General features: G+C 57.8%; 20 protein-coding genes and 2 tRNA genes. 18 read left to right on the top strand and 4 right to left on the bottom strand.

Going from position 1 to position 23,417, the window contains the following annotated elements; all coding sequences use genetic code 11:
* Positions 1 to 108 precede the first annotated feature (108 nt).
* From AAY24_RS07570 to AAY24_RS07555, 4 genes are all read left to right on the top strand, one after another.
* Positions 109 to 381 carry an HU family DNA-binding protein gene (locus AAY24_RS07570; protein WP_029135121.1) on the top strand — a complete coding sequence of 91 codons (273 nt, stop codon included), beginning with the start codon at positions 109 to 111 and terminating at the stop codon, positions 379 to 381.
* A gap of 12 nt (positions 382 to 393) precedes the next feature.
* Positions 394 to 469, top strand: a tRNA-Val gene (locus tag AAY24_RS07565).
* 5 nt (positions 470 to 474) lie between these two features.
* Positions 475 to 551: transfer RNA gene (locus AAY24_RS07560), tRNA-Asp, on the top strand.
* Positions 552 to 621: 70 nt separating this feature from the next.
* Positions 622 to 2,538 carry a SurA N-terminal domain-containing protein gene (locus AAY24_RS07555; protein WP_046859163.1) on the top strand — a complete coding sequence of 639 codons (1,917 nt, stop codon included), beginning with the start codon at positions 622 to 624 and terminating at the stop codon, positions 2,536 to 2,538.
* Positions 2,539 to 2,685: 147 nt separating this feature from the next.
* On the opposite strand, the gene AAY24_RS07550 is transcribed toward AAY24_RS07555, so the two are convergent.
* Entirely contained in the window at positions 2,686 to 3,462 is a 777-nt protein-coding gene (locus tag AAY24_RS07550) for an enoyl-ACP reductase FabI (RefSeq protein ID WP_046859162.1), read from the bottom strand.
* Positions 3,463 to 3,709: 247 nt separating this feature from the next.
* On the opposite strand from AAY24_RS07550, the gene AAY24_RS07545 reads away from it, so the two are divergent.
* Genes AAY24_RS07545 through AAY24_RS19570 form a run of 4 tightly spaced genes read left to right on the top strand, consistent with a single transcriptional unit; the run spans position 3,710 to position 10,304 of the window.
* Positions 3,710 to 5,887 carry an ABC transporter substrate-binding protein gene (locus AAY24_RS07545; protein ID WP_335337224.1) on the top strand — a complete coding sequence of 726 codons (2,178 nt, stop codon included), beginning with the start codon at positions 3,710 to 3,712 and terminating at the stop codon, positions 5,885 to 5,887.
* Complete coding sequence (locus AAY24_RS07540; RefSeq protein WP_046859161.1) at positions 5,884 to 6,861, top strand: ABC transporter permease; 978 nt, start codon at positions 5,884 to 5,886, stop codon at positions 6,859 to 6,861. Before AAY24_RS07545 ends, AAY24_RS07540 begins: the two co-directional genes overlap by 4 nt.
* Entirely contained in the window at positions 6,858 to 8,273 is a 1,416-nt protein-coding gene (locus AAY24_RS07535; protein ID WP_046859160.1) for an ABC transporter permease, read from the top strand. Before AAY24_RS07540 ends, AAY24_RS07535 begins: the two co-directional genes overlap by 4 nt.
* Positions 8,274 to 8,297: 24 nt before the next feature.
* Positions 8,298 to 10,304, top strand: coding sequence for an ABC transporter ATP-binding protein (locus tag AAY24_RS19570; protein ID WP_046859159.1), 2,007 nt, complete (start codon positions 8,298 to 8,300; stop codon positions 10,302 to 10,304).
* An 11-nt stretch (positions 10,305 to 10,315) separates the two neighbouring features.
* On the opposite strand, the gene AAY24_RS07525 is transcribed toward AAY24_RS19570, so the two are convergent.
* Positions 10,316 to 11,986 carry a lytic transglycosylase gene (locus AAY24_RS07525; protein ID WP_046861116.1) on the bottom strand — a complete coding sequence of 557 codons (1,671 nt, stop codon included), beginning with the start codon at positions 11,984 to 11,986 and terminating at the stop codon, positions 10,316 to 10,318.
* 270 nt (positions 11,987 to 12,256) lie between these two features.
* Between AAY24_RS07525 and AAY24_RS07520 the strand changes: the two genes are divergently transcribed.
* Genes AAY24_RS07520 through dnaQ form a run of 3 tightly spaced genes read left to right on the top strand, consistent with a single transcriptional unit; the run spans position 12,257 to position 14,238 of the window.
* Positions 12,257 to 13,045: a class I SAM-dependent methyltransferase gene (locus AAY24_RS07520; RefSeq protein WP_046859158.1), complete on the top strand. Its 789-nt coding sequence runs from the start codon at positions 12,257 to 12,259 to the stop codon at positions 13,043 to 13,045.
* A complete protein-coding gene (gene rnhA, locus AAY24_RS07515) occupies positions 13,046 to 13,486 on the top strand; it encodes a ribonuclease HI (RefSeq protein WP_046859157.1) in 441 nt (146 codons plus the stop codon). It abuts the gene before it with no gap.
* On the top strand, positions 13,483 to 14,238 hold the full coding sequence (dnaQ, locus tag AAY24_RS07510; protein ID WP_046859156.1) for a DNA polymerase III subunit epsilon: 756 nt from the start codon (positions 13,483 to 13,485) through the stop codon (positions 14,236 to 14,238). Before rnhA ends, dnaQ begins: the two co-directional genes overlap by 4 nt.
* Here the strand turns inward: dnaQ and fnr are convergent.
* Positions 14,231 to 14,989: a fumarate/nitrate reduction transcriptional regulator Fnr gene (gene fnr, locus AAY24_RS07505; RefSeq protein WP_046861115.1), complete on the bottom strand. Its 759-nt coding sequence runs from the start codon at positions 14,987 to 14,989 to the stop codon at positions 14,231 to 14,233. The two genes, dnaQ and fnr, sit on opposite strands and share 8 nt — an antisense overlap.
* Before the next feature lie 269 nt (positions 14,990 to 15,258).
* On the opposite strand from fnr, the gene AAY24_RS07500 reads away from it, so the two are divergent.
* The 5 genes from AAY24_RS07500 to ispD all read left to right on the top strand — a co-directional run bounded on the left by AAY24_RS07500 (position 15,259) and on the right by ispD (position 20,419).
* Positions 15,259 to 16,908 (top strand): CTP synthase, encoded by a 1,650-nt coding sequence (locus AAY24_RS07500; protein WP_046859155.1) that lies wholly within the window; start codon positions 15,259 to 15,261, stop codon positions 16,906 to 16,908.
* On the top strand, positions 16,905 to 17,738 hold the full coding sequence (gene kdsA / locus AAY24_RS07495; protein ID WP_046859154.1) for a 3-deoxy-8-phosphooctulonate synthase: 834 nt from the start codon (positions 16,905 to 16,907) through the stop codon (positions 17,736 to 17,738). The genes AAY24_RS07500 and kdsA overlap by 4 nt, the downstream gene beginning before the upstream one ends.
* A gap of 260 nt (positions 17,739 to 17,998) precedes the next feature.
* On the top strand, positions 17,999 to 19,276 hold the full coding sequence (gene eno, locus AAY24_RS07490) for a phosphopyruvate hydratase (RefSeq protein WP_046859153.1): 1,278 nt from the start codon (positions 17,999 to 18,001) through the stop codon (positions 19,274 to 19,276).
* A 139-nt stretch (positions 19,277 to 19,415) separates the two neighbouring features.
* A complete protein-coding gene (gene ftsB / locus AAY24_RS07485; protein ID WP_335337223.1) occupies positions 19,416 to 19,709 on the top strand; it encodes a cell division protein FtsB in 294 nt (97 codons plus the stop codon).
* Positions 19,706 to 20,419 carry a 2-C-methyl-D-erythritol 4-phosphate cytidylyltransferase gene (gene ispD / locus AAY24_RS07480; RefSeq protein WP_082117075.1) on the top strand — a complete coding sequence of 238 codons (714 nt, stop codon included), beginning with the start codon at positions 19,706 to 19,708 and terminating at the stop codon, positions 20,417 to 20,419. Before ftsB ends, ispD begins: the two co-directional genes overlap by 4 nt.
* Before the next feature lie 21 nt (positions 20,420 to 20,440).
* Here ispD and AAY24_RS07475 read toward each other — a convergent pair whose 3' ends face one another.
* Complete coding sequence (locus tag AAY24_RS07475) at positions 20,441 to 20,794, bottom strand: TusE/DsrC/DsvC family sulfur relay protein (RefSeq protein WP_052761127.1); 354 nt, start codon at positions 20,792 to 20,794, stop codon at positions 20,441 to 20,443.
* 156 nt (positions 20,795 to 20,950) lie between these two features.
* Here AAY24_RS07475 and ispF point away from each other — a divergent pair, with 156 nt between their 5' ends.
* On the top strand, positions 20,951 to 21,445 hold the full coding sequence (gene ispF, locus AAY24_RS07470) for a 2-C-methyl-D-erythritol 2,4-cyclodiphosphate synthase (RefSeq protein WP_046859152.1): 495 nt from the start codon (positions 20,951 to 20,953) through the stop codon (positions 21,443 to 21,445).
* A gap of 37 nt (positions 21,446 to 21,482) precedes the next feature.
* The gene (locus AAY24_RS18480) at positions 21,483 to 23,384 is read left to right on the top strand and encodes a two-component system sensor histidine kinase NtrB (RefSeq protein ID WP_199930526.1); all 1,902 of its coding nucleotides are present in this window, start codon (positions 21,483 to 21,485) and stop codon (positions 23,382 to 23,384) included.
* Positions 23,385 to 23,417: the final 33 nt, after the last annotated feature.

The raw sequence follows: 23,417 nt of genomic DNA, 5'->3' as shown, positions 1-23,417 counted from the left end.
CACTGGTATAAATTGACCCCGTTTCGCGCACCTGTAACGGTAACCGATGAAAGTATTTACATGCGCTAATTACAGCGCCTTGATTATAGACCCTAGGGGAGACTATTAATGAACAAGACGGAACTGATCGACGCGATGGCAGATTCTGCAGACATATCGAAGGCAGCCGCCGGACGCGCACTGGATGGCATGATTGCAGCTATCACCGAAGCGCTGAAAAGCGGAGATCAAGTATCAGTCATCGGGTTCGGTTCTTTCTCTGTGCGTGAGCGGGCAGCGCGCACTGGTCGGAACCCGCAGACCGGCGCTACCATCGAGATCAAGGCCTCGAAAAATCCTTCATTCAAGGCTGGAAAAGCCCTGAAGGATGCCGTAAACTAGCGCGCCTTCAGCGGGTGCTTAGCTCAGCTGGGAGAGCATCGCCCTTACAAGGCGAGGGTCGGGGGTTCGATCCCCTCAGCACCCACCATTTTCGGAGCGGTAGTTCAGATGGTTAGAATACCGGCCTGTCACGCCGGGGGTCGCGGGTTCGAGCCCCGTCCGCTCCGCCATAGGTGAGAAGACGCGGGGTATCCTTGGGATACCCCGTTTTCTTTTACTGTCCAGACTTTCAGGTACGTCATGCTTCAGTCCATCAGGGAACGAGCCCAGGGAGTGATCGCCTGGTTCATAGTTATCCTTATCAGTGTGCCCTTTGCGCTTTTCGGTATTAACTCCTATCTGGGTGGTGGTTCCGAACCCGTAGCCGCAACGGTGAATGGTCAGGAGATTACCCAGCGGGAATTTGACAACGGTTATCGGGATTTTCGGGAAAATCTTCGCCAGCGACTGGGTGATGATTACCGCCCGGAGATGATCGACGAGAAGAAACTGAGACAGGATGTGCTGCAGATGATGATCCGCAACAGCCTGCTGTTGCAGAAGTCGGATGAGCTGGGCCTGCGGGTTGGTGATGATCTGGTCAAGCAGGTCATTGTGTCGATCCCTGCTTTCCGGGTGGACGGCCGTTTCAACCAGGAGGCCTTTGAACGTGCTCTGCGGCTGCAGGGCCAGACGCAGGCCGGATTTGTTGAACAGGTCCGCCGGGGGCTGGTCAGTGAGCAGCTCTCCAAGGCTGTCAGCGACTCCGAGTTCACCACCAAGTCAGAAATGACCAGTCTGGTAAAGTTGAGGCTTCAGCGCCGCGATTTCGAATACCTGGTTCTGCCGGCCGAGAATTTTCTTGAAAATGTAGAGGTGAGTGACCAATCTGTTGAAGCTTACTACGCTGCACACCAGGACGAGTTCATGGCGCCGGAGCGGGTCAAGATCAGCTACCTGGATCTGGATATCGACAGTATTGCCAAGACCCTGACAAGCACCGAGGAAGACCTGCAGGCTTATTACGAACAGCATCAGTCCCTCTACAAGACGGCTGAACAGCGTCGCGCCAGCCATATCCTGATAGCGGTTGATGAGGGGAGTGACCAGGCGACTATCGATCAGGCACAGAGCCTGGCCCAGGCGGCACTGGAGCGGGTACGTAATGGCGAAGATTTTGCCGCTGTTGCGAAAGAGTTGTCACAGGATCCCGGGTCGGCAGACCAGGGTGGTGATCTCGGTTTTTTTGAAACCGGCGTGATGGAATCTGCGTTTGATGAAGTGGTGTTCAAGCTTAAACCGGGTGAGGTCAGTGACCTGGTGCGTACACCTTTCGGTTTCCACATTATTAAGTTGACCGACATTCGCGAGCCCGCTGGCAAATCTTTTGCTGAGGCGAAAGATGAAGTGAAGAAGGCCTACCTGAAATCCGAGGCAGAGCGTCTGTTTTACGAATATGCCGAACGACTCGGTAACATCGCTTACGAGGAACCCCATAGCCTGCAGCCAGCAGCAGATGACCTGGGCATGGAACTTAAAGAGAGTGACTGGATTACCCGCAATGGTGGGGAAGGCATGTTGGGGGCTCCCAAGGTCATAGCCGCCGCATTCAGTGACGATGTGCTGGTATCGGGCAATAACAGTGAAGCGATCGAGCTGAACCCGGAACATGTACTGGTGCTGCGGGTTCTGGAACATGAAGAGGCGGCAGTTAAAACCCTGGACCAGGTAAAGCAGTCCATCGTGGATAAACTGCGGCTTGAGAAAGCCATGGAACTGGCAACCCAGCAAGGCGCGGAGTGGGTGAACCGGCTTTCTCAGGGGGAGACTCTGGCGACTGTGGCCGCCGACAAGGGGGCGCAACTCAATCCCCGCAAAGTGGTTAGCCGTGATGAGCAGGATATACCGGCAGATCTGCTTGGTCACCTGTTCATGATGCCCCATCCAACAGGCGATCAGCCGGTCTATGGCCAGTTGGCGCTCAGCAATGGCGATTTGGCCCTGATCGCTCTCCACAAGGTGATTGATGGCAGTCTGGAAGAGGCTGCTGAAGTGGGGGGTGAGGATGTGCTGAACCGGGTGATGACAGAGTCGCGCGGTAAGAGTTATTTCCAGCACCTGCAGAATAATCTACGCGCGTCAGCAGACGTGGTGATTACTGATCAGGCAACCGAGTAACCCGGTGCAAAAAATGAAACCGCCCACTGCACGGTTGTGGAGTGGGCGGTTTTTTATGGGGCGATCGTACAGCGTTTGAATTATCCAACAGCAAGCCGGCTGCCGTTCTACGACCGTCCACGACTCACCGGACGACGATTACCGGTGTCAGGCCATGCCGACGATATGGTAGCCGGAATCCACATAGAGGATATCGCCGGTAATGCCGGATGCCAGATCGGAACAGAGGAAGGCGGCCGCATTGCCTACCTCCTCAATGGTGACATTGCGTCGCAACGGATTTTTCTTTTCCGCCTCCGCCAGCATGCCCTTGAATCCGCTGATGCCGGATGCGGCAAGGGTGCGGATCGGACCGGCCGAGATGGCGTTGACCCGGGTTCCCTCCGGGCCTAGCGAGTCTGCCATGTATTTAACACTGGCTTCCAGGCTCGCCTTGGCCACCCCCATGACGTTGTAATTGGGGATGGTGCGTACCGCTCCCAGATAGCTCATGGTGATCAGTGCGCCGTTCCGCCCCTGCATCATGGACCGACCGGCTTTGGCCAGTGCGGCAAAGCTGTAGGCGCTGATATCGTGAGCGATGCTGAAGCCTTCCCGGGTGACTGAATCGATATAGCTTCCTTCCAGTTGATCCCGGGGAGCGAAGCCGACTGAATGAACAATGCCATCCAGACCATCCCACTGCTTGGCAAGCTCGCTGAACACGTTATCGATCTGTTCATCAGAGGTGACATCCAGCGGCAGGACAATATCGGAATCCAGCTCTGCGGCCATTTTCCGTACCCGCTCCAACAGCTTGTCGCCCTGTGCGGTAAACGCCAGTTGCGCCCCCTCTCGATGCATGGCCTGGGCGGTTCCCCAGGCGATAGAACGGTTACTGGCGACGCCAACGATAAGGATGCGTTTATCTTGTAGGAAACCCATGTAAATTCCTTGAACTTCGTAGAAAAGAGAGTCTATGTGCGCCCGGCTTTGGGTGCGTCGAACACCTCTAAGGTACCGGAAAAGGGGCGATCCGAAAAGAACCGGACGGTTTTTTGTTGGTCTGTTCTAATATATGCTGCCACTCTGGCAGCAGGTTTTGGTCAGCACCTGTTGTTGAATGGATATCAGGCATTGTTGTGTTGCCTATTGTGGGATCAACAATAAGAACCGGCAGCGGAGGAGAAAAGTGACATCAAGGGGACGTACAGGGCCCGGTAAGGGGCTGTTAGCCGGCTGTGTTGCTGTGTTGCTGGTTACCGTGCTGAACGGCTGTGATGGTCGTGCCTGGAATGCGCCCTATCCCGCCAGCGAGGCGAACTCCAACACCCTCTACAGCTCGTTCTCCGAACGTCCCAAGCACCTCGATCCGGCCCGCTCCTATGCGGCCAATGAGTACGCCTTTATCGGCCAGATCTACGAGCCACCGCTCCAGTACCATTTTCTGAAGCGACCCTATCAACTGGTGCCATTGGCGGCAGAGCAGGTGCCGGAACCACAGTTTTTCGATCAGGCGGGTAATCCACTGCCGGCGGATGCCGCAGCTGACCAGGTGGCGTTCAGCGAGTACCAGATAGAGATCAAACCGGGCATGCGTTATCAACCCCATCCGGCCCTGGCAAAAGACGATTCGGGCGCCTATCGCTATCATCACCTGAGTGAGGATGATATCGAAGGGATCAATACGCTGGCGGATTTCCCCCATACCGGAACCCGCGAGGCGACCGCGGAGGATTTTATCTATCAGATCAAGCGGCTGGCCAATCCCCGGCTGCACTCGCCGATCGCCAGCATCATGTCGGAGTATATTGTCGGTTTTGCTGAGTTCAGCCGGGCGTTGGCGGCCGAGGAGGAGAGCACCGGATTTATTGATCTCAGGACACGCCCCATGGCCGGTGTTACCCAACTGGATCGCTATCGGTTCAAGATTCGCCTGCACGGCAAGTATCCTCAGTTCACTTACTGGCTCGCTATGACCTTCTTCGCCCCCATGCCCTGGGAGGCGGATCTGTTCTACAGCCAGCCGGGGCTAGACAGGCGTAATATCAACCTCAACTGGTATCCGATTGGAACCGGCCCCTTCATGCTGACGGAGAACAATCCCAACCTGCGTATGGTGTTGAGCCGCAACCCCAACTTCCATGGAGAGAGCTACCCATCTGAAGGGGAGCCGGAGGATCACGACAACGGCATGCTGGCGGATGCGGGGAAACCGTTACCGTTGGTGGACAAGGCGGTCTACAGTCTGGAGCAGGAGGTCATTCCCCGCTGGAATAAGTTTCTGCAGGGCTACTACGACACGTCGGGCATCAATTCTGACAGTTTTGATCAGGCAGTCCGCTTCGGCGCCGGAGGGGAGGCCAGTCTGACCGAGGAGATGCAGGAGCGGCATATCCAGCTGGCCACGGCAGTGGAGACCTCGATCTTCTATCTGGGATTCAACATGGCCGATCCGGTAATCGGCGGTGATTCAGAAGAGAATCGCTATCTGCGCCAGGCTATCTCTATCGCGGTCAATTTCGAAGAGTTCATCTCCATCTTCCTGAATGGCCGGGGCGTGGTGGCCCACAGTCCCTTGCCGCCCGGTATCTTTGGTAGCCGCTTGGGACCGGAAGGGATCAATCCGGTGGTTTATGATCTGGTGAATGGCAAGCCGAAGCGCAAGTCGCTGGACGAGGCGCGGGCCCTGTTGGCCAAAGCAGGCTACCCGAACGGTAAAAGTATCCGTACCGGCCGGCCATTGGTGCTCAACTACGAGTCCGCCTCGGCCGGACCGGACAGCAAGGCGCAACTCAACTGGATGCGCAAACAGTTCAAGAAGCTGGGCATTCAGTTGGTGATCCGGGCCACTGACTACAATCGTTTCCAGGAGAAACTGCGCACCGGGACCGGCCAGCTGTTCATGTTCGGCTGGAATGCCGACTACCCGGATCCGGAAAATTTCCTGTTCCTGCTTTATGGTCCCAATGGCAAGGTGGAGCATGCCGGGGAGAATGCGGTCAACTATAACAATCCTGAATTCAACGCCCTGTTCGACCAGATGAAGAACATGGAGAACAGCCCGGAGCGGCAACGGATCATCGACCGCATGGTGGATATCCTGCGCCATGATGCCCCCTGGATCTGGGGCTTCTATCCGAAGGCGTTTTCGCTTTATCACGACTGGTATGGAAACGTAAAACCCAATCTGATGGCCAACAATACCCTCAAGTACAAACGGATCGATCCGGCAACCCGTGTCGCGCGGCAGCAGGCCTGGAACCCGCCTGTGATTGCGCCCCTGGTGCTGTTCCTGCTGTTCCTGCTGGCCAGCGGTGTGCCGGCGGTTCTGGTCTACCGCCGCCATGAACGGAGTGCCGCCCGATGATCGCCTATATCATTCGCCGGATTCTGTATGCCATCCCGATTCTGATCGGCGTGAATATCCTCACCTTCGTGCTGTTTTTCGTGGTCAACTCCCCGGATGATATGGCACGTATGAACCTGGGCATGAAGCGGGTCACCCCGGAAGCGATCGAGACCTGGAAGGCGGAGCGGGGTTATGACAAGCCCCTGCTGTTCAACTCGGCCAGTCAGGGCGTAGGGCAGCTGACCGATACCATCTTCTTCCAGAAATCCCTCAAACTGTTCCAGTTCGATTTCGGCACCTCCGACAGTGACCGGGATATCGGCTACGATATCTCCCAGCGGATGTGGCCAAGCCTGGCCATCGCGGTACCGGTGCTGATTATCGGGTTGCTGGTCAATATCACCTATGCGTTGTTGATCGCCTTCTTCCGGGCCACTTATATCGATATCTGGAGCGTGGTGATCTGCGTGGTGATGATGTCCATCTCCAGCCTGTTCTATATCATCGGCGGCCAATACCTGGTGAGTAAGTTATTGCATCTGGTGCCCATCTCCGGCTATGACACCGGTTTTGCCGCTGTCAAATTTCTCATTCTGCCGGTGTTGATCGGTGTGGTTGGCGGGATCGGCTCCGGGACGCGCTGGTATCGCACTCTGTTTCTGGAGGAGATCAACCGGGACTATGTGCGGACCGCCCGGGCCAAGGGGCTCTCCGAGGGTATCGTGCTGTTCCGGCATGTGCTGAAGAACGCCATGATACCGATTCTGACCGGGGTGGTGGTGGTATTGCCGCTGCTGTTCATGGGCAGCCTGATCACCGAATCCTTCTTTGGCATACCCGGTCTGGGCAGCTACACCATCGATGCCATCAACCGGCAGGATTTCGCCATCGTACGGGCCATGGTGTTCCTGGGTTCGGTGCTCTATATCATCGGCCTGTTGTTGACCGATATCTCCTATACACTGGTTGATCCGCGGGTGCGTTTGTCATGATGGGCGGGCTGGTGATTCTCTGGACGGACGCGCTGGTGTTCCTGCTGCTGTCGGTCTCCATTGCGTTTGGTATTTATGCCGCCGGCAAAGAGCACCTGCGTGGCCCCTGGCGGCTGGTGGTGCGTAGCCGGATGGGGGTCAGCACCCTGGTTATCCTCAGTTTCTATGTTACGGTCGGGTTGCTGGATTCGATCCATTTTGAACCGGCTTACTCCACCGATCAGCCGGCGGATGGGCAGGTGCAGTCCACCGAGGTGGTGAGTCTGTTTGATCGCCTGGTACAGCCGCTGCGGGATCGTCAGGAGAAGACCTACTCCGCGCCGCTGGCCACCCATCTGTATGCCAAGGAGAATATGGAGCAGCCGGATGGCACGGTGATCCGGGACTACCCCCGCTTGCAGTATGGTGGTGCGCACCTGGCGGATCCGGAGCGGGACTGGGCAGCGGATATCACCCGTTTGAGCCTGATCGGGTTGGTCAAGGGATTGGTGGTGAGTTTCGTCTCCGCCAACATTCTGTTTGCCCTGCTGGGAGGCCGCCGGCGGGGCGGCTATGCCGAAGCCGCCCGGGAGGTATTGAGGGGCAAGAGCGAAATCCCCTGGCGTACTGTCCTGGTGACCCTGACCCTGTTGCTGATGGTACTGTTCTGGGCGATCGAGCTCTCCAGCCGGTATCACCTGCTGGGAACCGACAAGGTGGGGGAGGATGTCTTTTATCAGGCACTGAAAAGTATCCGTACCGGTCTGCTGATCGGCACCCTGACCACCCTGGTGATGCTGCCGGCCGCTATCCTGCTGGGTATCATGGCCGGCTATTTCCGTGGTTGGATTGATGATCTGATCCAATACACCTACACCACCCTCAACTCCATCCCCGGAGTGCTGCTGATCGCCGCTGCCATCCTGATGCTGCAGATCTACATGAGCAACCACGCCGATGAGTTCAACAGCCTGGTGGAGCGGGCCGATCTGCGCCTGTTGTTCCTCTGTATTATTCTCGGCGTCACCAGCTGGACCGGCCTGTGCCGCCTGCTGCGTGGGGAGGCGATGAAACTGCGGGAAGTTGATTATGTCCAGGCCGCTGTTGCCTTTGGTGTAGGGCACTTTCAGATCATCCTGCGTCATATCCTGCCCAACGTACTGCACATCGTGATGATTACCGTGGTGCTCGACTTCTCCGGCCTGGTACTGGCCGAAGCGGTGCTCTCTTATGTCAATATCGGCGTCGACCCCACCATGAACAGTTGGGGCAACATGATCAACAGTGCCCGGCTGGAGATGGCCCGGGAGCCGGTGGTCTGGTGGTCCCTGCTGGCTGCCATGATCTTCATGTTCACACTGGTGCTGTCGGCCAATCTCTTCTCTGATGTGGTGCGCGATGCGTTTGATCCGCGTCTGCGCAGTTCACGCTGATCCCACCATGGAAACCGTAGTGGCATGAACGATATTCTGCTGAGAGTCAAAAACCTGCAAACCTGGCTGGGCGACGGGAAACACCCGGTACGGGCGGTGGATGGTGTGGACCTGGAGATTCGCAAAGGCGAAACCTTTGCCCTGCTGGGTGAGTCGGGCTGTGGGAAGTCCATGACGGCCCTGTCCATCATGCGTCTGCTGCCCCCGGTTGGACGTATTGTCGGCGGGGACGTCCATCTGGGTAAGACTGCCCTGCTGGAGTTGCCGGAGTACGTCATGCGTGAAGAGCGCGGTGGCCGCATGGCGATGATTTTCCAGGAGCCCATGACCTCGCTGAACCCGGTCTTGACCATTGGTCGGCAGATCGGGGAGGCGGTGAGAATCCATGATGGCACCGAAACGGACTCGGTGGAGCAACGGGTGGTGGAGTTACTCCGCTCTGTCGGCATTCCCGATCCGGAGCGGCGCATCAACGAGTATCCCCATCAACTCTCCGGCGGTATGAAGCAGCGGGTGATGATCGCCATGGCGCTGGCCGGTCGCCCGGAACTGTTGATCGCCGATGAGCCCACCACCGCACTGGACGTGACGATCCAGGCCCAGGTGCTGAAGTTGCTCAAGGATCTGCAACAACAGACCGGGATGGCGATACTGCTCATTACCCACGATCTTGGCGTGGTGGCCGAGGTGGCGGATCGGGTGGCGGTCATGTATGCCGGTCAGATTATCGAAGTTGCAACCCGGGAACGCTTCTTCGGCCATGCCCGGCACCCCTACAGCCAGAAGCTGTTTGAGTCGTTGCCGGACGCCAAGAAACGGAGCCGGCGCCTGGCTGTGATCAAGGGCAATGTGCCGCCCCTGGACCAGGTATTCACCGCCTGCCGTTTTATCGACCGTTGCCATCGGGCCTTTGAGGATTGTGAAACGGCCCCGGGCTGGACCGAGCTGGAGCCGGGCCAGGGTGCGCGCTGCTATCTGGCCGCCCACGAGGATCCGGTCACCATTATTGAACCGGATGAGGCTGAACACGCCCCGGTAAATCCCGCCACCAGCCATCAGCCGCTGCTGGTGGTGGACAATCTAAAGGTCCATTTTCCGATCCACAAAGGGCTGTTCAAGCGCACGGTAGGGCATGTGAAGGCGGTGGATGGTGTCTCCCTCTCCATCGCGCCGGGTAAGACCCTGGCCCTGGTGGGTGAATCGGGTTGTGGCAAGACCACGGTGGGCAAAGGCATACTTCAGCTGGTCAGGCCGACCGCCGGCACGGTCGATTTTTCCGGTGATGAATTGACCCGGTTGGGGGGCAGTGCCCTGCGGGCTCGCCGGTCAGAATTGCAGATTATTTTCCAGGACCCGGTTGCCTCGATGAATCCACGCATGCTGGTGGGTGATATTGTCGAAGAGGGGATGAGAGCACAACGGATCGGCGGTTCGGCGCAACAACGTCGTGCCCGGGTGACGGAGCTGTTGGAGCAGGTCGGCCTGCCTGCCGATGCGGTGGATCGCTATCCCCACGAGTTCTCCGGCGGGCAGCGTCAGCGGATCTGTATTGCCCGTGCCCTGGCGGTGGATCCTAAACTGATCATCTGTGATGAGCCAACCAGCGCACTGGATGTATCGGTGCAGGCTCAGATACTTAATCTGCTCAAACAGTTGCAGAACAGTCGCGGGCTCGCTTTCCTGTTTATCACCCACAATCTGTCGGTGGTCTCCTACCTGGCCGATGAGGTTGCGGTAATGTACCTGGGCCGGATTGTGGAGCAGGCTGAGGTGGGGCAGTTGCTGGCATCACCCAAACACCCTTACACCCAGGCGCTCCTTTCGGCAGTACCGGTGGCCGATCCCGAGTCGAAACGGCAGGTGATCCGCTTGGAAGGGGATATGCCGTCCCCTGCCAATCCGCCACCGGGTTGCTATTTCCATCCGCGCTGTCCGGTGGCGATGCCCCGCTGCCGGGAGGCGTACCCGGAACTGAAGCGGCTGGTTGATGGTCGTCAGGTGAGCTGCTTCAAGGTGGAGCAGGAGCAGTAACTCCAGGGGATCTACAGGGTCTGTTCGGTAACGTCCACAAACAGCTGTAATCGTTGGCCGGGCTGCAGGTAGCGATCATCCAGGGTGTTCCACTTTCTCAGGTCGGAAACAGACACATTGAATCGCTGTGCAATCAGCGCCAGTGAATCTCCCTTGCGTACCCGATAGCGCAGACTGCTGCGGGTATTGACTGGTGGGGACAGGGTCGGTACCAGCTGGGCTGCATTCTGTTGTCCCTTGTTGGTCTGTTGCCAGATGACCAGCTGCTGGCCGGGCCGCAGTGTATCCCGGGGGGACATGCCGTTCCAGCGGGCCAGTGCCCGATGGTTGACCCGATAGCGTCTGGCGATATCCCAAAGGGTGTCGCCCGGGACTACCTTGTGGGTCACCCGTTTCCCTTTATGCTGCCGGTTTTGGGTTTTCGCCAGGCGGGCGTCCGCCGTATGGGTGTACTGATCCAGACTTTTGGCCGCGACCGGTATTAACAGATGTTTGCCGGCGCGGATATTATTGCCCTTCAGCTTGTTTACCTGTCGCAACAGTGCCACGGTGGTTTTGTATTTCCTGGCAATGCTGCCCAGATTGTCGCCTGGATGGATCTTGTAGCGGGTCCAGTGCAGCCGTTTCTGCGGATCGAGTTCGGCCAGGGCCTTGTTGAACTGCTCCACCTTTTCCACTGGAATGCTCAGGCGGTGCGGTCCGTTCGGTGCTGTTGCCCAGCGATTGAAACCGGGATTGAGTTTGTAGAGCTCTTCAATGGAGATGCCAGCCATGTCGGCCGCCAGGGCGAGATCGAGCTGGGAGTCGATATCAATACTGTCAAAATAGGGTTCGTTGGGGATCTCGACCAGGGTGACGCCATACTGTTCCGGATCCGCCATCACCTTGGCTACCGCGAACAGTTTCGGTACGTAGCGCATGGTCTCGTCGGGCAGCTTGAGGGACCAGAAATCGGTCGGTTTGCCCTGTTGCTGGTTACGCTTGATGGCCCGCTGCACCGTGCCGGCCCCCGCATTGTAGCTGGCCAGCGCCAGTTCCCAGTCCCCATCAAATCGTTCCGCCAGACTGCCCAGGTATTTAAACGCTGCCCGTGTGGCCGCTACCACGTCCCGTCGACCGTCGTACCACCAGTTCTGTTGCAGGCCGAAATGTTTGCCGGTTGAGGGGATAAACTGCCACAGACCGGCGGCGCGACCATGGGAGTAGGCGAATGGTTGGAAACCGCTCTCCACGATCGGTAGCAGGGCGAGTTCACTGGGAATGCCTCTGCGTTCAGCCTCTTCCACGATAAAATGGAGATACGGAGCCGCGCGGTTCTGCACCCGGTCCAGGTAGTCGCTGTTGGCGGTGAACCAGCGGATCTGCTGGTCGATACGGGGGTTATCGGGGATCTCCAGCCTGAAACCGGCGCGCAGCCGATCCATCAGGTTGTCCGGCGAGCTATCTGCCGCCTGCTGCTCACTTTCACCGGATTCGGAAGAGTCCGGAAGAGGGACCACCTGAGGAGCGGAAACCAACGCCTCATGCAGGCGCTGCTCGGCTGCCAATGCGGTGTCAGTCCGGGCGGTCACGGAATGAAGTTCTGTGTCGTCCGTATTTAGTTCGGCTTTGTGGCCGAGGGTATTGCAGCCGCTCAGAGCCAAGGCGGTCAGGAGAGGCAGAGTCAGAAATCTCGTCGACATGAAACTATCCGCGGCTGTCTGGCATTCGTTGAAATGTGTCGGGATCATACGCAAATCACCCGTTTTTTTCCAGGAATCAGGTCATGTTAACGGCAACGAAGCGGGGTCGGTGTCACTTTTATGGATCGCACCTTGTCGATCCGGGTGATGGAGCGGACAGCCGGTTCAACGGCGGGTCGGCAGAAAAGCGTATAGTGCCCGGGATCCAGGGGGGAATCTCCGGCCGGAATGGGGTACAGTTCGGTTCATCGCACACTAACGCACCTGCTGATGAAAAGAGTATTTAATCGGATCACTGTCCCACCCGCTACAGATGCGCTTCGGACCTGGTTCAACACCACGCCAGGCAAGGAGTTGCTGGCCCTGGAACAGGCCGTACTGGAGGGGCTGCTGGCCGAATGTTTCGGTTACTACCTGTTGCAGATCGATTGTCTGGGGGTTCAGCTGGATCCGCTCGGAATGAGTCGAATCAAGTCTCAGGTCATATTAGTGCCGAAAGCGGATGATGCGTTCGATAGTCGATGCGTAGTGGGGGATCCGCAGTATCTGCCGGTCGCTTCCGACAGCATCGATACGGTGTTGCTGCCCCATACGCTGGATTTTTCCAGAAATCCACACCAGTTGTTACGTGAAGTGGAGCGGGTGCTGATTCCCGAAGGGCATGTCATTATTGTCGGTTTTAACCCCTGGAGCCTGTGGGGGTTGTGGCGGCTGTTACGGTTACGCAGCAAGCGGGTTCCCTGGATCGGGCACTTTATCTCCTCCTGGCGGGTGCATGACTGGTTATCGTTGCTTGGATTTCAGATCAAGGCGGAGCAGGGCGCGATGTTCCGTCCGCCGTTGAGCCATCCCCGTATGCTGCAGCGTCTGGAATTTCTGGAACAGTTGGGCGGACGCTTCTGGTCGCCGCTGTCTGGTGTCTACCTGATACTGGCGGTTAAGCGGGTGTCCCGGCTGACGCCCATCAAGCCGGCCTGGAAGTTGCGCCCCCGACCGATCAGGGGCGGCGTGGTGGAGCCCACGGCAAATCATATCAGACCTCCCTGGAGTAGAGATTAAGTGGTTGATAGAGTAGAGATTTATACAGATGGTGCCTGTAAGGGGAATCCCGGTCCAGGGGGGTGGGGCGCGGTGTTGCGCTTCAAGGGGAAGGAGCGTCATCTGTATGGTGGTGAAGCGGAAACCACCAATAACCGGATGGAGCTGACCGCCGTGATCCGGGCCCTGGAGGCGCTGACACGCCCGACCAGCGTGCGGGTGACCACCGACTCCAAGTATGTGCAGAACGGCATTACCAGCTGGATTGCCAACTGGAAGCGGAATGGTTGGAAAACCGCCGCCAGGAAACCGGTCAAGAACAGTGATCTCTGGCTGCAACTGGATCAGTTGGTCACCACCCATGACGTGCACTGGGCCTGGGTCAAGGGGCATAGCGGCCATCCGGAAAATGAACTGGCGGATCAGCTCGCCAACAGAGGTGTAGAGGAGTTGACATCATGAGTACACGGCAGATCGTGCTGGATACAGAAACCACCGGTCTGGAGCCGAGCCAGGGGCACCGGATTATCGAGATCGGCTGCGTGGAGATGGTTGACCGACGCTTGACCGGTAATAACTTCCACCAATATCTGCAGCCTGACCGGGAGATTGATCAGGCCGCCATCGAAGTGCACGGCATCACCAATGAGTTTCTTGCCGACAAACCCCGTTTTGCCGACCTGGTGGATGATTTTATTGCCTATGTGGACGGGGCGGAGCTGATCATCCACAACGCGCCGTTTGATATGGGCTTCCTGAATCACGAGCTGAAGCTGTTGGCGGCGGATCATCCACCCCTGGAAAGCTTCTGCACCGTGGTGGATACCCTGGTGATGGCAAAGAAGATGCATCCGGGGCAGCGCAACAGTCTGGATGCCCTGTGCAAGCGCTATGACATCAATAACAGCCATCGGGAGCTGCACGGTGCGCTGCTTGATGCGGAGATTCTGGCTGACGTATACCTGATGATGACCGGCGGTCAGAGCGCCCTCTCCCTGGATGCCAGTGGCAGTGATGGGGAATCCTTTGGGGAGCCGATTCAGCGCCTGGATCCGGCCCGGCCCCGCTTAAAGGTGGTGCGGGCCAGTGCCGATGAGCTTAGTGCCCATCAGCAGCGGCTCGATCTGATTGAAAAAGGCGCCGGTGGTGGTTGTCTGTGGCGGCAACTGGATCAGGCCGGGGTGGCCGGCACCCCAGGGGGGGAGATTAAGTGAACTGCCGTTCCCGGATATTACCCTGATCACCACGCAGGATCTGCTGTAAGCGTGGGATATCAAGCAGTTGGATATGTTTCCGCTCCACCTTGAGCAGCCCCTCGTCCTGGAAGCGGGTAAACAGCCGGCTCACGGTTTCGACAGCCAGGCCGAGATAGTTGCCGATCTCATGCCGTGACATACTGAGGTAGAAATCAGAGGGAGAAAAACCGCGCCGCTGGAAGCGCTCGGACAGGCTCAGCAGGAACGATGCCAGCCGCTCTTCCGCATTGCGTTTACCCAGCAGGGTCAGCATGTTCTCATCCTGGCCGATTTCCCGGCTCATCAGGCGGTACATCTGGTGTTGCAGACTGGGTATGGTACTGCTGAGTTCCTCCAGTCGCTCGAACGGGATCTCGCAGACCGCGGTGGTCTCCAGAATCTTGGCGGAGCAGTTGTGATAGCCGCTCTCAATTGCGTCCAGCCCGATCATCTCTCCCGGCAGGTGGAAACCCAGAACCTGCTCGCTGCCATCCTCACCGGGATCGAAGCTCTTCACAGTACCGGTTTTGACCACGTAGATGCACTGGAAGTCGTCACCCTGTTGAAAAAGGTGATCGCCACGGTGCAGCGGTCGGCTGCGCTTGACGATGGCATCGAGCTGATCCACGTCTTCCGGAGTGAGACCCATGGGGAGGCACAGTGAGGTCAGACTACAGTTCCTGCAGGCAACCTTGATATTATCGAAAGAGATGACCTTATGTCCGCTCACGTCATGAACCTGCATCGCCGTTAGTAGCGGCTATTTTGCAGATTGCTTTGCTCTGGATCAAGTAACATTTCCCCGGACTGCACCAAAACCTTGCGGATTTTCGCCCGGATGGCCCGCAAGGACGTGCCGGGCACTAAACCGGCCAGTTTGTGGGGTAGTCATCGTTAACAATAATTCGCCAGCCTTTTGATTGAGGCTATAGTCGCTTTCGCGTACCATTAAGCCCCGTCCTGAACTTTTTCTTTCCTCCACCTGCAGACACAGAGTCTATGACCAAATTCGTATTTATCACGGGCGGCGTTGTTTCCTCGCTGGGCAAGGGTATTGCCTCCGCTTCACTGGCCGCATTGCTCGAAGCGCGTGGCCTCAAAGTAACCATGATCAAGCTGGATCCCTACATCAATGTGGATCCGGGCACCATGAGTCCTTTCCAGCATGGGGAGGTGTTTGTCACGGAGGATGGTGCGGAAACTGACCTCGATCTGGGCCATTACGAGCGTTTTATTCGCGCCACCATGGGCCGTAACAATAACTTCACCACCGGCCAGATATACGAAAGTGTCATTCGCAAGGAGCGACGCGGCGATTATCTCGGCGGCACGGTGCAGGTGATCCCCCATATCACCAACGAAATGAAAGACAGTATCCGGTTGGGGGCCGGCGACGCGGACATCGCCCTGGTGGAGATCGGCGGCACGGTGGGTGATATCGAATCCCTGCCTTTTCTGGAAGCCATCCGTCAGATGGGGGTGGAACTGGGCAAGCAGAACGCCCTGTTCCTGCACCTGACTCTGGTTCCCTATATTCCGACCTCGGGTGAGATCAAGACCAAACCGACCCAACACTCGGTCAAGGAGCTGCGCTCCATCGGTATTCAGCCGGATGTACTGCTGTGCCGTTGTGAGAGCGCGCTGCCGGATGCGGAGCGCAAGAAAATCGCCCTGTTCACCAACGTGCCTGAAGAGGCGGTGATTACCGGGGTGGATGCGGACAATATCTACCGCATTCCCCTGTTACTGCACGAGCAGAAGATGGATGAGCTGGTGGTACGCCAGTTCGGCCTCAATGTGCCGGCAGCGGATCTGTCGGAGTGGCGTGCGGTGATTGACGGCCTGGAGAATACCGACGGCAGCGTCACGGTGGCTATGGTCGGCAAATACATGAATCTGACCGAGGCCTACAAATCCCTCTCCGAGGCGCTGATTCACGCCGGTATCCACACCCATACCAGGATCAACATCAAATACATCGACTCCGAGCAGGTGGAGAAAGAGGGCACTGGCTGCCTGGCCGGGGTGGACGCCATTCTGGTGCCCGGTGGTTTCGGCGAACGGGGTGTGGAGGGCAAGATAGAGACCGTGCGCTACGCCCGTGAACAGCGTATTCCCTACCTGGGTATCTGTCTGGGTATGCAGGTGGCGGTGATCGAATATGCCCGTAATGTGGCGGCTATGGCGGATGCCCACAGTACCGAGTTCAACCGCGAGACCCCCTATCCGGTCATCGCCCTGATTACCGAGTGGCTCAATGCGGATGGCGAACTGGAGGTGCGTAGTGAGGACTCGGATCTGGGTGGCACCATGCGGCTGGGCGGCCAGGAGTGCCGGCTGAGCGAAGATGCGCTGACCCGCAAGCTCTATGACAGTGACACCATTGTGGAGCGTCACCGGCACCGTTATGAGTTTAACAACCAGTACCTGGATAAGCTGGAGAAGGCCGGGCTGACCATCGCCGGTCGATCAATGGATGGAAAACTGGTGGAGATCATCGAGATCAAGGAGCATCCCTGGTTTATCGCCTGCCAGTTTCATCCGGAGTTCACCTCCACGCCCCGGGATGGGCATCCGCTGTTCACCGGCTTTATCCAGGCGGCAAGGAAACATAAATACGACATGAGCAGGGAGAGTGTACCAGCATGAAATTAGGTGAATTCCAGGTAGGTCTTGAGCACCCGCTGTTTCTGATTGCGGGCCCCTGCGTGGTGGAAAGCGAGCAGATGGCAATGGATACCGCCGGCACGTTGAAGGCACTGACGGATCGCCTGGGTATCCCCTTCATCTACAAGTCATCCTTTGACAAGGCCAATCGCTCCTCCGGTGAGAGCTACCGGGGCCCCGGCTTGGAGGCGGGCCTGAAGATCCTGGAGAAGGTGAAACGGGACATCGGTGTCTCCCTGCTGACGGATGTGCACGAGGATACGCCGCTGAACGAGGTGGCTGCGGTGGTTGATGTGCTGCAGACGCCGGCCTTCCTCTGTCGCCAGACCAACTTCATCAAGTCAGTCGCCAGTCAGGGATTGCCGGTCAATCTGAAAAAAGGTCAGTTCCTGGCGCCCTGGGATATGAAACATGTGGTGGAGAAGGCCCGTGCCACCGGAAATCAGCAGATCATGGTTTGCGAACGGGGTGCCTCGTTTGGGTATAACAATCTGGTCTCCGATATGCGCTCCCTGGCGGTGATGCGGGAGTGTCAGGTGCCGGTGGTGTATGACGCCACCCATTCCGTGCAGTTGCCGGGCGGCCAGGGCAACGCCTCGGGCGGACAGCGCGAATTCGTGCCGGTGCTGGCGCGTGCCGCCGTTGCTGCGGGTATCGCGGGGCTGTTCATGGAGACCCACCCGAACCCGGAGAAGGCCCTCAGTGACGGCCCAAACTCCTGGCCGCTGGACCGGATGGAAGCTTTGTTGGAGACCTTGATGGAGTTGGATCAGGTCACCAAGCGGCGCGGGTTTATCGAGAACACGCTTTAATTCGATCTGCCAGACGGCTGTTGAGGTCCGTTTCCTTAACAGTTTTGACCTTTTTAACAGGCCGTGTCCCGGGCGACCGGGATCGGGAGAGGGTACTTGATAGCGCGCGACGGTGAGTCGAACACGACGCCTGCCGCGGAGCCCGGCCCGGCCAACGCCACTGTTGTGAGTGGACGATTTAACGGCCCGGTTTTCGGTCGGGTCTGGACCCTATCTTTAACGCTTTAATATTAAAATTAATCCAACAAATTGGAGTGACAATGTCTGAGATTGTTGATGTTCGAGGTCGTGAAATCCTGGACTCCCGTGGCAACCCCACTGTCGAGGCGGATATCATTACCGCTGATGGCGCTATTGGACGGGCGGTGGCACCCTCCGGTGCTTCCACCGGCTCCCGCGAGGCGCTGGAACTGCGTGATGGCGATAAACAGCGTTACCTGGGCAAGGGCGTGCTGAAGGCGGTCGGAAATATCACCGGTGAGCTGAAGCAGGCGCTGCTGGGATTTGATGTACAGGATCAGGCCGGCCTGGATCGGAAGATCATTGAACTGGATGGTACCGAGAACAAGGACCGGCTGGGTGCCAATGCCCTGCTGGCGGTCTCTCTGGCTGCCGCCCATGCTGCCGCCCAGGAGAAGGCCCTGCCGCTATACCGCTCCCTTTCGGACGGTCCCTACCGGATGCCGGTACCGATGATGAACATCATCAATGGTGGCTCCCATGCTGATAACAGCGTGGATATCCAGGAGTTTATGATTTTGCCGGTAGGCGCCGGCTCAATCCGGGAAGCGGTCCGTTACGGCGCCGAAGTGTTTCACGCCCTGAAGTCAGTGCTGAAAGGCCGTGGCCTCAACACCGCCGTGGGGGATGAGGGTGGTTTCGCCCCCGATCTGCCCTCCAATGTGGCGGCCATCGAAGTGATCCTGGAGGCGATCGAGAAGAGTGGCTTCAAGGCGGGCAGCGATATCTACCTGGGTCTGGATGTGGCCAGTTCCGAGTTCTACAAAGATGGGGTCTATGATCTCGCCTCCGAAGGTCGCCAGTTCCAGGCGGCAGAGTTTGTCGACTACCTGACCGGAATCGTGGATCAGTATCCCATCATCTCCATCGAGGACGGTATGGATGAGAGCGACTGGGATGGCTGGAAGCTGCTGACCGAGAAACTGGGCAACCGGCTGCAACTGGTTGGTGATGATCTGTTTGTCACCAATACCAAAATTCTGGCCCGGGGCATTGAAGAGGGGATTGCCAACTCCATTCTGATCAAGTTCAACCAGATCGGTACCCTGACCGAAACCCTGGAGGCGATCGGTATGGCGAAAAAGGCGGGTTATACCGCGGTGGTTTCCCACCGTTCCGGCGAGACGGAGGACACCACCATCGCCGATCTGGTGGTGGCGGCCGATACCGGACAGATCAAAACCGGCTCCCTGAGTCGCACCGACCGGGTGGCCAAGTATAATCAGCTGATGCGTATAGAGGATCAGCTCGGCAGCGAAGCGGTCTATGCCGGTAAAGGGGCCTTCAAGCACCTCTGACCGGACCTGATCTCCACCGGATAATCGGTGGAGGAAGTGTCAGGCGGGGTGACCGGCACCGGTTGCTCCGTCTGATCCCGCCCACCTGCTGAATTTCCCCGAACCCTGCTGCCGGGTAACCCGATAGAAGTCACTGTAGATGATGATACGGATTCTGATGCTGCTACTTGTCGCCATGTTGGCGGTGCTCCAGTATCGCCTCTGGGTGGGCGAGGGGAGTCTGGCTGATCTGTACCGGCTGAAGCAGGATATCGCCCAGCAGAAGGAGCAGCTGTTGCAGATGCAGCGACGTAATCAGGCACTACAGGCAGAGGTGGATGACCTGAAGAATGGCCTGGAAGCGATCGAGGAGCGTGCCCGCAATGACCTGGGTATGGTCCGGGAGGGGGAGATATTCTACCAGATCATCGAGCCCCGGAAACCCGACCAGTGAGTGAGGCAGGCCGGCGCTATTGGGCAGTTGTACCGGCGGCGGGGATCGGCCGTCGTATGGGTGGGGCTGTACCTAAGCAGTACCTGACCCTGCAGAATCGCCTGGTGATCGACCACACCTTGCAGACGCTGGTGGAGCATCCCGCCATTACCCGGGTGATTGTGGCGATCTCTAGCACGGATAACTGGTGGGCCGGCAGCGACTACGCAAACCACCCCCGGGTGCAGCAGGTGATCGGTGGTCGGGAGCGGGCTGATTCCGTATTGAATGGCCTGCTGGCGCTGCAAGACGAGGCAGATCCCGACGACTGGGTGCTGGTGCATGATGCAGCACGTCCCTGCCTGAGACAGAGTGATCTGGATAAGCTGATGCAAAATCTCCGGGATCATCCCGTGGGCGGTCTGTTGGCTGTGCCGGTCAGTGACACGATTAAGCGGGCTGATGATCAGGCAGCAACAATAGTTGAAACCGTTCCCCGGGATCGGCTCTGGCGCGCCTTTACGCCACAGATGTTTCGCTGTGCCGAACTGCAAAGGGCGCTAGAGCAGGCGCTCACCAATAATCGACTGGTGACCGACGAGGCCAGTGCCATGGAGTTGGCCGGCCGACAGCCGCTGCTGGTTGAAGGTCACGCTGACAATATAAAGATCACCCGGCCAGAGGACCTGGTTCTGGCCGGTTTTTATCTGGATCAGCAGGCCAGGGATTGACCGACTGAATACTCCTGCTGGTCAGTGCACGCTGCCGAATGAGAGATCCAGGGCGTATCGGGGGAGCGGTATGCCGGCGATTTTACAGCCCTGCACCACCGGCCCCCTGGGGAACAGGGTATAGAGATAGCGCTTACCGCCCTGGTTGCGGAATTGCCGACTCAGTGTTTTGAGCAGCAGCCTGGCGCTGCACCCCCTGCCCGGTGCGTCACAGTGGTTTCTCAAGAAGTGGATCACCTGCCAGTGCTGGTCAGTCAGTTCAATCTGCTCTTCCGCCGCCAGCTGTTTTGCCAACGTTTCGTTCCAATCGTAAAAACTATCCGGCATTGGATGAATCTGGCGCAGTTCGAACGGGGTAGCATCAGTTTTTTGCATCTTCCTGTCCTCCCTATATGATGAGACATTACAACGCTTATGCCCTTCATCTTGTTATACAACAAGATTAGCTCATAGTGCCCTGTGCTGCTGATTGCGGGGGAAGGGGCGGGCATATAGGGGTCTCAAATATTGATCAGTCAGTGAGGAGATACAATGCGGATTGGCCAGGGCTATGATGCCCACCGGTTTGGGCCCGGCAGGCCCCTGATCCTGGGGGGCGTGGAGATTCAACACCCGTTCGGGCTGGAGGCGCATTCGGATGGCGATGTGTTAATCCACGCGCTCTGTGATGCGCTGCTGGGCGCTGCAGGTTTGCGGGATATCGGTTACCATTTTCCAGACAACAGTGCGGAATACAAAAACATCGACAGCCGCCAGCTGCTCAAGCGGGTGATGCAGCTGCTGGACAGCGAGGGTTGGAGACTGGGTAACGCGGATATCACCGTGGTGGCGCAGGCGCCCAAGCTTAGTCCGCATATCGAATCGATGCGCAGAAACATGAGTGAAGATCTGCACAGCGATCCAGGCAAGATCAACATCAAGGCGACCACGACCGAAGGCATGGGCTTTGCCGGTCGCGGAGAGGGTATCGCCTGTTATGCCGTGGTACTTCTGGAGGCGGTCGCGGACACAGGTTCTGCCCGCTGAGGGCTGACCTCATGGGTGCAACAGATCGGGAGCAGTGGTGGGGATAAAACGCAGGCACAGCCTGACCTATAAGCAGACCCTGATCACCGTGATGACGGTATTTTTTATCGGTCTGGTGATCTCGTTCTATCAGATCGCCGTTGACCTGGAACGGGAGAAACGGCATGTGGATGAGGCGGTCAGCCAGGTACTGCATGTGGTGGAATCCTCCGCTGCCCAGGCTGCCTATAACCTGGATAACAGCCTGGCCCGGCAGGTGGTCAATGGCCTGTTTGAGTATCCCCCGGTGTTTCAGGTGGAGATCCAGGATGATCTGGGCAAGCAACTGGCCAGTGCCGATCGCCCCCGGGTGGACTTTCCGCTGCGCCAGTTGGCTGATCTGCTGATGGGTAACAGCAAGGCCTACCGGCTTGAGCTGGAGTGGTCCGAGCGTGCTCAGCCAGTGGGTAGCATCTCTGTAATGATCGATCCCTATCTGGTGACACTGGGTTTTTTTGATCGTGCCCGGTTGATTCTGCTGTTCAGCATTATTCAGATGCTGGTGTTGGCGCTGCTCCTGAGCATCATGTTTTATCTGACCCTGACCAAGCCGTTAATGAAAACCGCCGCATCCTTTGCGGCGATCAATCCCGGGGATGAGTACAACGTCAGGATTGCCATGCCATCTGGTCACCAGGATGACGAGATCGGACTGCTGGTGGATAAGGGGAACCGGGTTTTTGAAGAGTATCGACAGCATATCTGGCAGCAGGAGGAGTCCGAGGCGGAGCTTAACCGGTTACGGAACCTGCTCACCAACGTGGTGGACTCCATGCCCTCCTCGTTGATCTGTGTAGATGTGGCTTGTCGTGTCATTCAGTGGAACCGGCAGGCTGAGCAGCTCACCGGGGTGAGCGCCTCCGAGGCGGAGGGTGAGGATCTGATGCAGCTGTTCCCCCAGTTGGCCCAGGAGATGGGGCATATCAAGGATGCCGTCTACAAGGGACTCTCCTCGCATGATCAACGGCTCCGGTTCAGTGCCGGTGAGGTGGCCCGGCTTTATGATGTGACTATCTACCCGCTGACCACCAACGGCATCGATGGGGCGGTGATTCGGATCGATGATGTGACCGAGCGGGTGCGTATTGAAGAGATGATGATCCAATCGGAAAAGATGCTTTCGGTTGGTGGATTGGCGGCCGGTATGGCCCATGAGATCAACAACCCGCTGGCCGGCATTCTGCAGAATGTTCAGGTTATGCAAAACCGGATCAGTCCCGATCTGGCGGCCAATATCAAGACCGCTGAAGCCTGTGGTACCAATATTGACTCGGTATCCCGCTACCTCTCGGAGCGTAAGGTTTACGAGATGATCGAGCGGATTCGTGAGTCTGGCAAACGGGCTGCGAAAATTGTCGATAACATGCTCAGTTTCAGCCGGAAGGGCAGCCGGCACCTTGAAAACTGCAACATGCGCGATCTGATGGAGCAGTCCCTTGAACTGGCGGCGAATGACTATCGCCTGGAAGATGGTTTCGACTTCAGACAGATACAGATCATACGTGAATATGACGAGCAGTTATGTGCGGTGGAGTGTGAGCCCAGCCATATACAGCAGGTGCTGCTCAATCTGCTCAAGAACGGCGCCCAGGCGATGGCCGAGTGCCGCCCGCCTCTGACCGATCCCCGTTTCATCCTCAGAATCAAGGGCGGTTCCCAACGCATCCGGGTGGAGGTGGAAGATAACGGGCCGGGTATCCCGGAAGAGCTGACCAAGCGGATTTTCGAACCCTTCTTCACCACCAAGCCGATCGGCGTGGGTACCGGGTTGGGGTTGTCGGTCTCCTACTTTATCATCAGGGAGAACTATGGCGGTGATCTGCGGGTGGAAAACGTGCCCGGGAGTGGGGCCCGCTTTGTCCTGCAACTGCCCGGCAAACGGTCGCTCCCGGCCGGCTGAATCATCCAGATCACTTCAGCGATATCCTGCCCG

The sequence above is a fragment of the Sedimenticola thiotaurini genome, from assembly GCF_001007875.1.
Lineage (GTDB): Bacteria > Pseudomonadota > Gammaproteobacteria > Chromatiales > Chromatiaceae > Sedimenticola > Sedimenticola thiotaurini.
Note: the sequence above shows the minus strand (reverse complement) of the source record. Positions and strands in the feature narration are given on the sequence as shown.

What these genes read in the sequence shown, in the direction of transcription:
- ftsB (WP_335337223.1), top strand. Translation starts at nt 19,416, where the DNA reads ATGATGATACGGATTCTGATGCTGCTACTTGTCGCCATGTTGGCGGTG.
- eno (WP_046859153.1), top strand. Translation starts at nt 17,999, where the DNA reads ATGTCTGAGATTGTTGATGTTCGAGGTCGTGAAATCCTGGACTCCCGT.
- AAY24_RS07550 (WP_046859162.1), bottom strand. Translation starts at nt 3,462, where the DNA reads ATGGGTTTCCTACAAGATAAACGCATCCTTATCGTTGGCGTCGCCAGT.
- AAY24_RS07475 (WP_052761127.1), bottom strand. Translation starts at nt 20,794, where the DNA reads ATGCAAAAAACTGATGCTACCCCGTTCGAACTGCGCCAGATTCATCCA.
- ispF (WP_046859152.1), top strand. Translation starts at nt 20,951, where the DNA reads ATGCGGATTGGCCAGGGCTATGATGCCCACCGGTTTGGGCCCGGCAGG.
- AAY24_RS07555 (WP_046859163.1), top strand. Translation starts at nt 622, where the DNA reads ATGCTTCAGTCCATCAGGGAACGAGCCCAGGGAGTGATCGCCTGGTTC.
- dnaQ (WP_046859156.1), top strand. Translation starts at nt 13,483, where the DNA reads ATGAGTACACGGCAGATCGTGCTGGATACAGAAACCACCGGTCTGGAG.
- AAY24_RS07540 (WP_046859161.1), top strand. Translation starts at nt 5,884, where the DNA reads ATGATCGCCTATATCATTCGCCGGATTCTGTATGCCATCCCGATTCTG.
- kdsA (WP_046859154.1), top strand. Translation starts at nt 16,905, where the DNA reads ATGAAATTAGGTGAATTCCAGGTAGGTCTTGAGCACCCGCTGTTTCTG.
- AAY24_RS07520 (WP_046859158.1), top strand. Translation starts at nt 12,257, where the DNA reads ATGAAAAGAGTATTTAATCGGATCACTGTCCCACCCGCTACAGATGCG.
- AAY24_RS19570 (WP_046859159.1), top strand. Translation starts at nt 8,298, where the DNA reads ATGAACGATATTCTGCTGAGAGTCAAAAACCTGCAAACCTGGCTGGGC.
- AAY24_RS07500 (WP_046859155.1), top strand. Translation starts at nt 15,259, where the DNA reads ATGACCAAATTCGTATTTATCACGGGCGGCGTTGTTTCCTCGCTGGGC.
- AAY24_RS07525 (WP_046861116.1), bottom strand. Translation starts at nt 11,986, where the DNA reads ATGTCGACGAGATTTCTGACTCTGCCTCTCCTGACCGCCTTGGCTCTG.
- AAY24_RS07570 (WP_029135121.1), top strand. Translation starts at nt 109, where the DNA reads ATGAACAAGACGGAACTGATCGACGCGATGGCAGATTCTGCAGACATA.
- AAY24_RS07535 (WP_046859160.1), top strand. Translation starts at nt 6,858, where the DNA reads ATGATGGGCGGGCTGGTGATTCTCTGGACGGACGCGCTGGTGTTCCTG.